Origin of the sequence: Myxococcus vastator (assembly GCF_010894475.1) — a bacterium.
In the GTDB taxonomy this organism is placed as follows: domain Bacteria; phylum Myxococcota; class Myxococcia; order Myxococcales; family Myxococcaceae; genus Myxococcus; species Myxococcus vastator.
In genome coordinates, this window is sequence record NZ_JAAIYB010000038.1 from 1 (window position 1) to 12,940 (window position 12,940).

9 protein-coding genes are annotated in these 12,940 nt (G+C 71.2%); 4 read left to right on the forward strand and 5 right to left on the reverse strand.

Going from position 1 to position 12,940, the window contains the following annotated elements; all coding sequences use genetic code 11:
• From G4D87_RS06210 to G4D87_RS06220, 3 genes are all read left to right on the forward strand, one after another.
• Window positions 1-819: metalloenzyme (locus G4D87_RS06210; RefSeq protein WP_163779922.1), on the forward strand; the 819-nt coding region annotated here is incomplete at its 5' end.
• Complete coding sequence (locus G4D87_RS06215; protein WP_163779924.1) at window positions 816-1,715, forward strand: gluzincin family metallopeptidase; 900 nt, start codon at window positions 816-818, stop codon at window positions 1,713-1,715. The genes G4D87_RS06210 and G4D87_RS06215, both read left to right, overlap by 4 nt.
• 131 nt (window positions 1,716-1,846) lie before the next feature.
• A complete protein-coding gene (locus tag G4D87_RS06220; protein ID WP_163779926.1) occupies window positions 1,847-3,220 on the forward strand; it encodes a hybrid sensor histidine kinase/response regulator in 1,374 nt (457 codons plus the stop codon).
• An 11-nt stretch (window positions 3,221-3,231) separates the two neighbouring features.
• On the opposite strand, the gene G4D87_RS06225 is transcribed toward G4D87_RS06220, so the two are convergent.
• From G4D87_RS06225 to G4D87_RS06235, 3 genes are all read right to left on the reverse strand, one after another.
• A complete protein-coding gene (locus G4D87_RS06225; protein ID WP_163779928.1) occupies window positions 3,232-5,007 on the reverse strand; it encodes a TldD/PmbA family protein in 1,776 nt (591 codons plus the stop codon).
• A gap of 79 nt (window positions 5,008-5,086) precedes the next feature.
• The gene (locus G4D87_RS06230; RefSeq protein WP_163779973.1) at window positions 5,087-6,406 is read right to left on the reverse strand and encodes a nucleotide sugar dehydrogenase; all 1,320 of its coding nucleotides are present in this window, start codon (window positions 6,404-6,406) and stop codon (window positions 5,087-5,089) included.
• Between the two features lie 67 nt (window positions 6,407-6,473).
• Window positions 6,474-8,465: a heparinase II/III family protein gene (locus G4D87_RS06235; RefSeq protein WP_163779974.1), complete on the reverse strand. Its 1,992-nt coding sequence runs from the start codon at window positions 8,463-8,465 to the stop codon at window positions 6,474-6,476.
• A gap of 305 nt (window positions 8,466-8,770) precedes the next feature.
• Here G4D87_RS06235 and G4D87_RS06240 point away from each other — a divergent pair, with 305 nt between their 5' ends.
• Entirely contained in the window at window positions 8,771-9,787 is a 1,017-nt protein-coding gene (locus tag G4D87_RS06240; RefSeq protein WP_240358050.1) for a sensor histidine kinase, read from the forward strand.
• A 12-nt stretch (window positions 9,788-9,799) separates the two neighbouring features.
• Here the strand turns inward: G4D87_RS06240 and G4D87_RS06245 are convergent, their stop codons facing one another.
• Window positions 9,800-12,346, reverse strand: a complete 2,547-nt coding sequence (locus tag G4D87_RS06245; protein WP_163779930.1) for a hybrid sensor histidine kinase/response regulator — start codon at window positions 12,344-12,346, stop codon at window positions 9,800-9,802.
• A gap of 9 nt (window positions 12,347-12,355) precedes the next feature.
• Window positions 12,356-12,940, reverse strand: a complete 585-nt coding sequence (locus G4D87_RS06250; protein WP_163779932.1) for a chemotaxis protein CheW — start codon at window positions 12,938-12,940, stop codon at window positions 12,356-12,358.

Below are 12,940 nucleotides of genomic sequence, written 5' to 3' on the forward strand. Positions count from 1 at the left end.
CCCCTGCCCCACGCGGGCCGCTGCATCCCCACGGACACCACCTTCGGCGTCCCCGGCCGGCCCCAGTCCGCGTCCAATCAGACGGCCATCCTGACGGGAGACCCGGCCCCCGTGCTGCTGGGCCGCCACGTCCTCGGCTACCCCAACGCGCCGCTCCGGGGGTTGATGGCGGACCGCTCCATCATCCGGCGGCTGGGCGCGGCGGGCCGCACCGCCACCTTCGCCAACGCCTATCCCGCCCCCTATCTGGACGCGCTGGGGGTTCCCCGCCGGCCCAGCACGTCCCCGCCGGAGTTCGTCCTGTCCCCGGAGTCGCTCCGCAAGGTGAAGCCCTCCGCCTCCAAGCTGGCCTTCGCCGCGGGGGGCATCCCCCTGCGGACGCTCGATGACGCCCGCGCCGGGGACGGCCTCACCCACGACATCACCGGCGCCAGCGCCCGTGCCTACGGCCTGCCCGCGCCGGAGCGCTCGCCCGAGCAAGCCGCCGCCGTGTTCTGGAACATCGCGGCAGGCACGGACTTCACCTTCTTCGAGCACTACCTGGCGGACGAGGCCGGCCACGCCCAGGACTGGACGGCCGCCCTGGCCGCGCTGGACGCGTTCGACGCCTTCACCCGCGCGCTCGTGGCCACACGCCCCGCCGACGCCCGGGTGCTCGTCTGCAGCGACCACGGCAACGTGGAGGACCTCTCCACGCGGGGACACACGCTTCACCCCGTGCCCGTGCTCTACTTCGGCCCGCCCGCGCCCGAAGTGGAGTCCTTCTCCACCGTGGCCGATGTCGGACGCGCGGTGCTGCGCTGGTTGGGTGCGGAGTGAGTCAGGCGTCACCCGCAGCAAGGTTGCGTCGCGGTGGTCCCGGCTGGGCAGCGGGGCTGCTCGTCCTGAGTCTTCTCACCGGCTGCGCCGCCTCCCAGAGCGCCCGCGTGCTCGCCGGCAGGGGCACCGGCATCGACGTCGAATACCAGCCGCGCGACGCCGAAGCGGCCGTCCAGGTGCGGCTCGCCGTCGAGCGCGCCCTTCCCCGGCTCCAGCGCTGGGGCACCTTCGACGACACCGTCACCATCGTCGTCCACCCCAACCACGCGGCCCTGGAGCGCGCCGCCAACCGCCCGGGCCATGACTTCCTCCGCGCCTGGGCGCGCTACGAGCAAATCGAGCTGCAGAGCCCTCGGACCTGGACGTCCCGAGGCGCCAGCCAGCGCCAGGTGGACGAGCTGCTGCTGCACGAGCTCACCCACAGCCTCATGTACCAGGTGGCCTCGGACCGGCTCGGCTGGACGCGCAAGCGGATTCCCCTCTGGTTCCGCGAAGGCATGGCCTCCTACACCGCCGAACAGGGCTACCGCGTCTCCAGCCTGGACGACCTGGAGCACTACTGGCGCCAGCACCCCAACGCCGACCCCCTGTCGCAAGCCGACGCGCTCTACCAGTCCGAGAGCGGCGTCGTGTATGGCGCCGCCCACCACGCCTTCACCTTCCTGGCGCGCCGCTATGGCGAGGACACCATCCGGAAGGTGCTGCGCGGCATGAGCCAGGGCCCGGACTTCGACAGCGCCTTCCAGCGCGCCGTGGGCGTCCCCCAGGAGAGCTTCCTCCAGGACTTCCGCCGCTACGTGCGCCTGCGCGGCTTCAAGGGCGCCAGACAGCTCCACCCGGCGCGTCCCCGGCCCGCGAGCCCCATGCCCATCGTACCCTTACCTACCCCTCAGTGAGGCGCTGCTGCGTCCCTGCATTTTTCAAAAGTGCACACTGGATGCAGTGTATAGAGGCACGAACAAATTTCTCACCAAGTGGGAAACTGGTAGCCGCGGGGCGTCGTCGGCCCTGGTTCGAGGGGCACACCATGGAGCAGGAGGACACGCCGAAGCCTCGGTCCGGGGCGCCGTCGGACGGACACACGCTGCTGGAGCGCATGCGGGCCTCGCTCGCCGCGCTGGAGCAGCTGGCGCCGCCTGCGCGCGCGGACCTTCCCTCGGACGTCCGCGAGGCACTCCAGCGTGAGACGGCCGCCCTTCAGCAGGTGCGGGGTGAACTGGAAGCGCTGCTGTCGAGGGAAGCCCTGACGCGTGAGGAGCGGTCCGCCCGGCTGAGCATGGAGCAGGGGCGCGAGCAGCGGACGAATCCGCTCAACCTCCTCGCCGCGGGGGTGGCGCACGAAATCAACAACCCGCTCGCGTACACGATGGGGAACATCGAGTACCTGCGGCAGCGGCTTCCCTGCCACACCCTGCCCGCCCCGCTGGCCGACGAGTGCCAGCAGGTACTGGAGGAGGCGCTGGAAGGCGCGCGGCACATCCGGCGCATCGTGGCGGACCTCCGCGCCCTCTCCCAGGGTGACACCCGCGCCGACGAGCCCGTGGACCTCCCGGCCGTCCTGGAGCGCACGCTGCGCATGGCGGCGACGCACCTGCGCCACCGGGCGCGCGTGGTGCGGGACTATGGGCCGGACGTGCCTCCCGTCCTGGGCACGCCCACCAAGCTGGGCCAGGTCGTCCTCAACCTGGTGGTCAACGCGGCGCAGGCCTTTCCCGAAGGGCGCGTCTCCGAGAATCAGCTGACGCTCTCCTTGCGCGAGGAGACCGACGCGGTGGTGCTGTCCGTCGCCGACACCGGCCGGGGCATCCCGCCGGAGATTCTCCCCCACGTCTTCAACCCCTTCTTCACCACGCGCGGCGAGGGCATGGGCATGGGGCTGCCCATCTGCCGCGAAATCGTCACGTCGCTGGGCGGAGACCTCCGCGTGCACAGCGAGCCCGGCAAGGGCACCACCGTGGAGGTGACGCTGCGGCGCGCCGCGCGGCCCGAGCCAAAGGTGGCCTCACGCGAAGCCGCGCCCACGCACCGCGCCCGGCGCATCCTGGTGGTGGACGACGAGCCCCGGGTGGTGGACCTGCTCCGCCGCCTCATGCGCGGCCAAGAGCTGGTCTCCGCGGCCAACGGCCGGGAAGCCCTGGAGCGGCTGCGCGCCACCCCGGACTTCGACGTCATCCTCTGTGACTTGATGATGCCGGAGCTGACCGGCATGGACGTCTACGAGACGGTGCGCGCGACGTGGCCGGGCCTGCACGAGCGCATCGTCTTCATGTCCGGCGGCGTCTTCTCAGTGGAGATGCAGCGCTTCCTCAAGCAGGTGAAGAACCCGCTGCTCACCAAGCCCTTCGAGCCCCAGCGGCTTCAGGGCGTGCTGGCGACCGCCCACGAGCGGCTGGGGCACTGAAGGCGCGAGCGCTACGGCTTCGCCGCCGGGGACTCCAGCGCCGCCGGGCTGGTGAGAATCGGCGGGCGGTCCTTCCCCTCCATGGTGCGCTGGAGCTCCAGCTCCTGGAGCAGCATGGCCGGCGCCACGGTGGACACCGGGACGTTGCCGCTCTCCGCGCCGCAGAAGCCGTTGAAGATGCCGGGCTTCTGCCCCGAGGCGAGGATGCGGTTCACCGCCGACAGCGGCGTACCCACGATTTCCACGCCGCGCACCAGCGTCTCCTTCCCCGTCTTCACGTCCACCCGGTACACCATGCGCGGCACGCCCTTGAAGGCCTGGTAGCCGTAGCCGGACGTGTTGGTGTTGCCCCCGGTGATGTCACGGATGATGAGGCCGAACGGCTTGCCCTGACGCTTCGCCTCGGCAATCAGGCGCTTCTTCAGCTCCGCGTCGCTCACGCCATGCGTGCTCTCCACCAGCAGGTTCGCCATGCGCGCCACCGGCTTCAGGTTGCCCTGGCTGCGGCCATGGCCGTTCGACTGGAGGAAGCCCTCCACCGGCCGGCGCCCCTGGAGGTAGTTGCGCAGCACGCCCTTCTCCACCAGCGTCACCCGCTGGCCGCGCACGCCCTCCTCGTCGAAGAGGTAGTAGCCGTTGAGCGGCTCGTCCTGGAGCACGCGCCGCGTCGGGTCGTCGTGGATGGAGATGAACGCCGGCAGCACCTGCTTGCCCACCTGGCCCTTGAACGTCTTGCCCTCGTTGTCACCTTCCTGCCGGTCTCCCTCCAGCCGGTGCCCCACCGCTTCGTGGAAGAGCACCCCGGCCGCCTCCGGCGCGAGGATGGCGGGGCCCGTGTACGGGTCGATGGCGGGCGCTGCGCGCAGGGCCAGCAGCTCCCGGATGACGTCATCCGCCGCCTTGTTCAGGCGCGCCGCGTCCGGCAGCCCCGCTTCGGCGGGCACGTAGAAGTTGCGTGAGTTGTCCAGCAGCTGCCCGTCCGGCGCACGGGTGACGGCGGAGACATGCAGGCCGTACAGCGTCTCCTCGGTGATGATGCGGCTGCCTTCCGAGGACACGAACAGCCGCGTCACCTTGTCCTTGGTGACGCGCACCTCCGAGTCGAACAGCTCCGGGTGCGCGTTGAAGCGCGCCGACACGTCGCGGGCCACCTTCACCCAGCGCTCGCGGTCGAACGGCGCCTCCACCGGCGGCGCCACGTGCTTCACCGGCTTCTCGCGCGTGAAGGACGGCGGACGCTTCGGGTCCTCCACCGCGTAGACGTCCTCGCCCTTCTTCTTCAGGTACTGGAACAGCGCGGACTTGTACTTCTCATCGGTGATGAGCCACAGCGACGTGCGCAGCGCCAGCGGCGAGTCGTCCAGCGGGCCCTCCTTGCGCGACACGTAGCTGGTGCCCTTGGTCGAAAAGCTGAACTCCAGCCCCTCCGCCACCGAGCTGTCGAAGTCGTAGTCACCGACGCGCACGTCGACGTACAGCTTCCGCTCGCGGTAGCCGTCGTCCATGAACAGCGCCCCGTAGCGCGCGGAAATCGCGTGCTGTTCGTAGTCCTTGAGCTGGTAGCTCATGAAGTACGGGGGTTCGTGGTTCTGCATCTTCAGCTGCTGGTGGTTGCGCGCCAGCTCGGTGGACATCGCCTCGAGCAGCTTCACGCGCGCATCCGGCACGGGCGCCGCCGCCGTCAGCAGCGCCGAGAGTGCCAGCAGGGGAAACACGTTTTGGAGGAGGGGTTGCACGGCCCCGACACTAGCCCATCCCCTCCACGATACGAGCAGCTCCGCGCTCACGGACGCCGCGAAGGCGGAATCCGTGAACGAGAGGCCCCCCGCCCGGAGGGTCGGTTTCCGGGCGGGCGGCGAAGGACTGTCAGGCCTTCGTCACTTTCTCACGTCCCTTGCTGACACCCTTGGTGGCGTTGCGCGTGTCGATGACGACCTTCGAGCGGTCCACCACCATGGCGTAGTCGATGTCCGAGTGGTCCGTGAGGATGAGGACCGCGTCGTACTGGCCCAGCGTCTCCGGATTCAGCGGCACGGACTTCATCTCCATGTTGAAGCCGTGGCCCTTGTGCAGCTCCGGGACGTACGGGTCGTGGTACGACAGGTCCGCGCCCTTCTCCGCCAGCAGCGTCAAGATGCGCAGCGACGGACTCTCACGCATGTCGTCGATGTCCTTCTTGTACGCCGCCCCCAGGCAGAGGACCTTCGCGCCGTTGAGCGTCTGCTTGTTCTTGTTCAGCGCCTCCATCGTGCGCTGCACCACGTAGTACGGCATCTGCCAGTTCACCTCGCCGGCCAGCTCGATGAACTTGGTGTGGAACTCGTACTCGCGCGCCTTCCACGTCAGGTAGAACGGGTCAATGGGGATGCAGTGCCCACCGAGGCCCGGGCCCGGGTAGAAGGGCATGAAGCCGAAGGGCTTGGTGCTCGCCGCCTGGATGGCCTCCCACACGTCCACGCCCATGCGGTCGCAGAGCATCTTCATCTCATTGACCATGGCGATGTTGACGCAGCGGAAGATGTTCTCCAGCAGCTTGGTCAGCTCCGCCACGCGGGTGGAGGACACCGGCACCACTTCCTTCAGCGCGCTGCCGTAGAGGGCCGCGGCCACCTCGGAGCACGCGGGAGAGTAGCCCCCGACGATTTTCGGAATCGTCTTGGTGTTGAAGCTCTTGTTGCCCGGGTCTTCACGCTCGGGACTGAAGGCCAGGTAGAAGTCCTCGCCCGCCTTGAGGCCGTTCTTCTCCAGCAGCGGCTTGAGCACCTCCTCCGTCGTCCCCGGGTACGTGGTGGACTCCAGGATGAACAGCTGTCCTCGCCGCACGTGCGGCGCGAGCGCCTCCCCCGTCTGGATGATGTAGCTCATGTCCGGCTCACGCGACGCGGTGAGCGGCGTGGGCACGCAGATGATGACGCAGTCCATGTCCTTCGCCTTGGCGAAGTCCGTGGTGGCCTTCAGCTTGCCTGACTTGCTCAGCTCCGACAGCGGAGCGCTGGGGATGTGCTTGATGTAGCTCTCCCCCTTCTCAATCTTGTCAATCTTCCGCTTGTCGATGTCGAGCCCCATGACGGGGAAGCCCGCCTCCGCGAACGCCATGCCCAGCGGAAGACCGACGTAGCCAAGTCCGACCACACCCACCCTCGCGTCCCGCTTCTTGATGCGCTCCAGCAGCGGGCTGCTCACCATCACCCTCATCGTCCTCACCTCTCCTCATGCGACGTGCCGTTGAAACGGTCACATCCCGACCCGACACTCAGCGGAAAACGACCACCCACCTCAGCCACGCCGGAGGCGTCACCTGCCCCCGGAACTCCACCGCCAGCGACGGCACCACCCGGCCGTACCCTGGCGAATACTTCGACGGCACCAACCGCGCCCTCAGTCCCTGCTCCAGCACCACCCAGGCGAGCGGGGCCTCTTCGGGGCCCAGCTCCACCACGAGCGGCTCGAACGACACCGGCTCCTCCATCACACGACCCGCGCGTGACAGGACCTGCGCTTGAGGCGACACCACTCGCGCCTGTTCATCTGGCAGATGGAATCTGCCCACCACGTCATGCCGGCCCATGCCCACGAAGCGATCACGTCCGGCCAGAGCGCGCTCGCCCCGGTCCAGCCGGAACGTGCGCTCGATTCCCACGGGCGCGGCCAGCCGGCGGTAGCCGTCATGCCGCACCAACAACCTGTCCACCGACTTCCCCGGCAGGAAGGCCACCACCCGCGCCCGCGCCTCCTCCGGCAGCGCGAACAGCCGCGCCGCGTCCAGGGGCGCCTGCTCCGCGCCATCCACCTGCACCGTGTTGTGCGCGGCCGTTCCGCGGAACCAGTTCCGCAGCGCGGGCTCACGCGTATAGGTGCCGGTGCCCGGGTCCACGATGACGGGACGCCCGTCGACGTGGAGCTCGAAAGAAAGCTTGTCGTTGTGGCTGTGTCCCCCGACTCCGCCTTGTCCCTGCTTGCCGGCGCTGACAGTGATAACGACACCCGCGCCGCGCAAGATGTGAAAACCGCCCTCAGGATAACTCACCGACGCGGGCGCGGGCGCGGGCGCGAGCGCGGCGAAACGCGCCTGCCCGGCGCGGCCCAGCAGCCACGCGGCCTCGTCCACGAGCTCGCCACCGCCCAGGCCCGCATCGCCGAAGAGCGCCGCGCCCAGGCCCACCAGATAGCCGTGCGCGTTGTCCTCGCGCTCGCGCAGCGGGAAGACGCGGCCGGAGTCGTTGTCGCCAATCTGCGGCGCCAGGCCCTGCTCGGAGCACCACGCGCGCACGGCGTGGAACATGCGACGCAGCCGGGACTCGTACCTGGGCCCCAGCGGCACACCCGCGCCGCGCGCGGCGAGGTACGCCAGCGTGAACAGCTCCACCGACAAGCGATGATAGGGAATGGAGCCCTCGAAGGACGTGCCCTCGAGGTGCACCTGCTTCTCCATCTGTTCGCGCAGCCCCCCCACCGCCAGCGACACCTGCTGCGGCGCGCCCGGCAGCTCCGGGAAGAGCAGGCCCACCACCAACAGGCCCACGTAGTTGGAGACCAGGTGGTTGTTGGGCACCGCGCCGCGGTCCTCCAGGTGGGCCTCCACCCAGGCGGTGTGCTCGGCCAGCGCGCTCAGCACCGGCACCAGGAAGTCCGGCCGGGCTACCGCGGACGCGGCGGAGAACATGGCCAGCGCCTGCGCCAGGTTCGCGGCGCGCAGCGCCACCTCCATGGCGCACGCCCAGTGCACGCCCTGCCCCACGGGGTTCGCCTGGAGGAAGTCCAGCACCTGCGCCACGAAGGCGTCCGCCAGTCGCGCGCGCACGTCCGCGGCCGTCTCCACCCAGTAGCCCTGGCCCAGCGCCACGACGCTGTCGAGCCGGCCCATCACCCACGGGTACTTCGGGTCGCTCCCCGTCACGGCGAGCGACAGGCGCTCCACGGGCTCCACCGGATAGCGGTGGCCGCTCACCGGGTCCAAGGACCAGTCCACCGGACGGCCCTCGCCGAAAGCCACCGGGGTGCCGAAGATGTCCCACTCCTGGCGAAGCGCGGCCTGGGCACGGGCCCGCGCGCGCTCCAGGCCGCCGGGCACCGAGGCGAGCGCCTCCAGCACCGACGCGCGCTGGGAGACTTCACACCAGATGCGTGAGGTGCGCTGGCCCAGCGCCAGCTCCACCAGCTCCGCGCCATCCGCCGCCCCGTAGCACTCGAGGAGCTGCACCTCGTCCGCGCGCTCGCGCCGACGATAGAGCGCCTGCCGCGCCACCCCCTGGACACGCCGCACCGCGCTGCGCGCCAGTGCGCCTGGTGCAAGTCGAGCGATCGCCGCGTAGTAATCGAGAGTCCCCATTCGCCCCTTCCGCCACCCGTGCCGGATGCCGTTAGCAAGTGCCTGGCCAGGGGCTGTTTCTCAGGAGTTGAGCGGGGTTGCGCGGCGGCTCCGTTCCCCCTGACGGTAAAAAGTGGGGGGATCACACGCCCTGAAGGGAAAAGGATTTCCGATTCGTGGCAGCCCGGCTCCCACCCTGGGCAGTGTTGCGGCGCGTGCGTGGCGTGCCCATACCTTCCCGCGTGCTGGCAGGTGCTTGGACGGGGTGGCGCATCGGCAACGAGTCCGATGCAGGGGTGGAACAGACGCTGGCGGCGGTCGCCGAGCGTGCCTTCCGCTGTGGTGCGCGTGCGGGCTTGGAGTCCCTGGTGCGCGAGGCCCAGCGGATGACGGGCGCTTCCGGAGCGGCCTTCTATGACGGGCGCGTCTGCGTCGCGGCGACGGGGGTCGTCACGGCCACGCGCGTCCGGGGAAGGGTGAGCCGTCGGCCGGCCCTGGTGGTGTGGCCCGAACGGCCCACCGGCCGGGACGCGCGGGTGCTCGCGCGGCTGTCGGCGTTCGGCGCCGTGCTGCTCGCGGCGCATGCCCGCGAGTCGGACGCGGCGGCGCGGCACGTGCATCTGCTGAAGACGCAGCGGCGGTTGGAGCGGCAGGTGGTGAACCAGGAGCACCGGCGCTCCCGGGCTTCACACGACCTCAGGACACCATTGATGGTCATCAAGGGATACGTGGACATGATGCTGAAGGGAACGGCGGGCGGGCTGACGGCCCCCATCCAGCGCTACCTGGAGCGACTGCGCCGCTCGGCGGACGACCAGAGCGCCATCATCGACCGCCGGCTGGCGCAGGTGCGGGACGAGGGCGTGGCGGACCTGCGCCCCATGCTGCGCACGGCCTTCATCCCCGCCGCGCGCGGCCAGCGCGGCGTGGACACGACGCTGACGCTTCCGGACCGGCCCGTGGCCATCTCCGGCTCCCGGGATGACGTGGAGCTGCTGGTGCGCACGCTGGCCCGCGCGGTGGCGGCGGCGGGCGCGCCCGCGGCGGTGCGCGTGGAGGCCGCGGGGGACGCGGGCGTGTGGCAGCTGCGCGTCACCCTCCGGGGCGGCAAGGCGCTGCCGGACAAGACTGTCACGCTGCTGCGGCACCTGACGCAGCGGCTGCGGGGCGGCCTCTCGTTGCCGGAGGAGACCGGCAACGGCTGGGTGGTCCACCTGCCGGTGGACGACACCGTGCCCGTGGCGCCTCGCGACGCGTGAGGCGCGCCGCCGTCAGGACGCGGGGAGCAGCTGGCGCACCAGCTCCAGCAGGCGGCCTCGCTCCACCTCGCGCTTGACGAGGTACCCGTCCGCGCCCGCCTCCAGACCGGCGGCGCGGTCCTCGGGACTGTCGAGCGACGTCACCAGGATGATGGGCGTGCGGTGCAGCTGCGGGTGCGACTTGATTCGCCGCGCCAGCCCCACGCCGTCCAGCCGGGGCATCTGCCAGTCGCTGACCACCAGCTGGCAGGGCGTGCGCTCCAGGATGCCCCACGCCTCTTCACCATCCGCCGCCGTCACCACCGGGTAGCCGGCAATCTCCAGCAGCGACTTCATGGCGAAGCGCGTGGTGAGCGCGTCGTCACAGACGAGGATGCGCGGCCGCGTCGTCTCACGCGCCACCGAGCGCGTCTCCGGCCGCGCCGCGCGCACCAGCTCCGCCGCGTTGAGCACCGGCACCACGCGGCCGTCATCCAGCACCGCCGCGCCCGCCAGGTGCCGCACGCCCTTGAGGTGCCGCCCCAGCGAGCGGACGACAATCTCCTGCTGCCCCACCACCTCGTCGATAGCGTACAGCACCTTGTCCTCGCCCACCGTCAGCAGCGCGGCGGCCTGCACCTTGCCGGAGTCCAGCGCCAGCGGCAGCCGGGGCAGGCCAATGGCCTCCGCCAGCGGCAGGAACGTGAGCTGCTCCCCGTCCAGGCGCGCCACCACGCGGCCCGCGACGGTGCCCACGTCATCCGGGTTCAGCCGGAGGATGCGATTCACGCTGTCGGAGGGAATGGCGGACACCGTGGTGCCCGTGCGCACGAGCAACCCCAGCGCCGCGGCCAGCGTCAGCGGCAGGTCCACGGTGAAGCGCGTCCCCCGCCCCGCCGTGAAGGCCACGTCCACCGAGCCCTGGAGCCGCTGCGCCGTCGCCTGCACCACGTCCAGGCCCACGCCCCGCCCGGACGTCGCCGTCACCTGCTCCCGCGTGGAGAAGCCCGGCTGGAAGATGAGGCGCGCCGCCTGCGCGTCCGACAGCTTCTCCGCCTCGTCGGCCGGCAGCAGCCCCCGCCGCACCGCCGTGGCGCGCACCCGGCTGGGTGACAAGCCGGAGCCGTCATCCTCCACCACCACCGCGATGCGCGGGCCCCGGGGCTCCACCCGCACCGTCAGGCGTCCCGCCTCGGGCTTGCCCGCGGCCCGCCGCTCCTCGGTGGACTCCAGGCCATGGTCCATGGCGTTGCGCACCAGGTGCAGCAGCGGGTCCTTCAGCGCGTCGAGGATGCGCCGGTCCAACCGGACCTCGCCGCCCGTCAGCTCCAGCGTCACCTGCTTGTCCAGCCGCGCGGACGTCTCGCGCACGGTGCGCCGCAGCGGCTCCAGCACCTGCGAGGCCGGCACCATGCGCAGGTCGCGCAGGTCATCGCGCGCCACCTGGGCCACCAGCGTGAGCTGCTCACCGTCGCGGTGGGATTCCTTGGTCAGCTCCAGGAGCTGCTTCTGCAGCCCGCGCATCTGCGTCACGCCCGCGCGGAGCGGCTCCAGCGCGGGACCGCCGCCCGCCATCGCGAGCTGCGCCGACGCGCGCTCCAGGTGCATCAGCACCTCGCGCATGCCGTCCATCAACACGCGGTGCGCCGCGCCCCGCCGCGTCTGCTGCGCGCGCCCGGCCAGGAGCAGCTCCACCTGAAGCGCGATGGACTCCAGCGTCTTCACCGACACGCGCACCGTCTGGTCCGCCGGTCCACGGGACTCCGGCGTGGCCACCGCGGCCGGGGCCCCCTGCGCCGCCGCGCCTTCCACGGGCGCGGGGACCGGCGACTCGCGCAGCGCATGGACGGCGCGCGCCACCGCCCCTGCCCCACCCGCGGCCTCCAACGCCGTCCGCAGCTCCACCAGCGTGCCAGCCACGTCCGCGGCGGCCAGCCCCGCGGAGTCACCGCCCGGCTCCATGCGCGTGAAGCCCAGCGCCGCGGCCTCCGCCAGCGTGGCCACCTTCTGCGCCCCGGCGGACTCGGCGGACGCCTTCAACGTGCGGGCCCGCTCCACCGCCGTGCGCACCACCGCGGCCCGGTCCGGCACGTCCGGCGAGCACAGCGCGCTCAGCCCCGCCTCGAGGAGGTCCAGCACCTCCAGCCCCTGCGCGGCCGCGCCCGAGGCCTCCGTCTGGGGGACGGCCTCCGCGGACTCGTGCCCCAGGGCGGCCAGCAGAGAGGACAGGCCTTCCACCACGGGGGACTGGCCGGCGTCGCCACGGGCCATGGCGCCTTCGATGGCGGAGAGGCCGCGCAGCATGGCCTCCACCAGGTCGCGGGGCAGCCGCTCCTCCTGGTTGAAGGTGGCCAGCCCGTCTTCGATGGCGTGCACCACCTGCTCGATGTCGTCCAGGCCCAGGCTGGCCGCGGAGCCCTTGAGGCTGTGGACCAGCCGCTTGAGCGACGGGAGCAGGTCCGGCTCACGCCCCTGCGCCGGGCCCTCCAGCCCCAACACCTTCGACCCGATGGCTTGAATCTGCTCGCGCGTCTCCGCGGAGAACACCGGCCAGATGCTGCGCAAGAGCTGAGGATCCATGGCGCGTGCCTACTCCCCTTCGGGCCGCGTGGCGGACGGGCCCCCGAGCTGCTCCAGGTCCAACACCGTCAGCCGGTCCGGCGTGAGGAACAAGAAGGGCCCGGGCGGAGGCTGGGACAGCTCCCCCTTCGGCAACTCCTTGCGCCCCTCGACGGACTCCGCCGCCAGCCCGAACCCCTCTTCGCTGTCATCCGCCTCGACCACCACCACCTTGCCGAGGTCCGACATGCCGCCGCCCTCCAGCCCCAGGAGCTGGCGCAGGTCCAACACCGGCACCACCCGCGAGCGGCTCACCAGCGCCCCCAGCACGTGCCGGGGAGCACCGGGCAGCGAGGCGATGCCGCGCGCTTCAATCACGTGGTCCACGTGCTCGATTCGCACCGCATAGCGCTCGCCGCCCACGGTGAAGGCCAGCACGGAGAGCACCTCCTGGCGCTCCTCGTGGCGGGATTCGGCCAGGGCCCGGGCCCGGGCGCTCAGCACCTCGCGCCGCTTCTCCGGGCTCACCCCCTGCTTGCCGTCCAGCAGCGCGTGCGCCTCGGTGAGCTGGCGTCGCAGCCCGGCGTAATCCATCTTGGCGTCGTCCTTCGACAT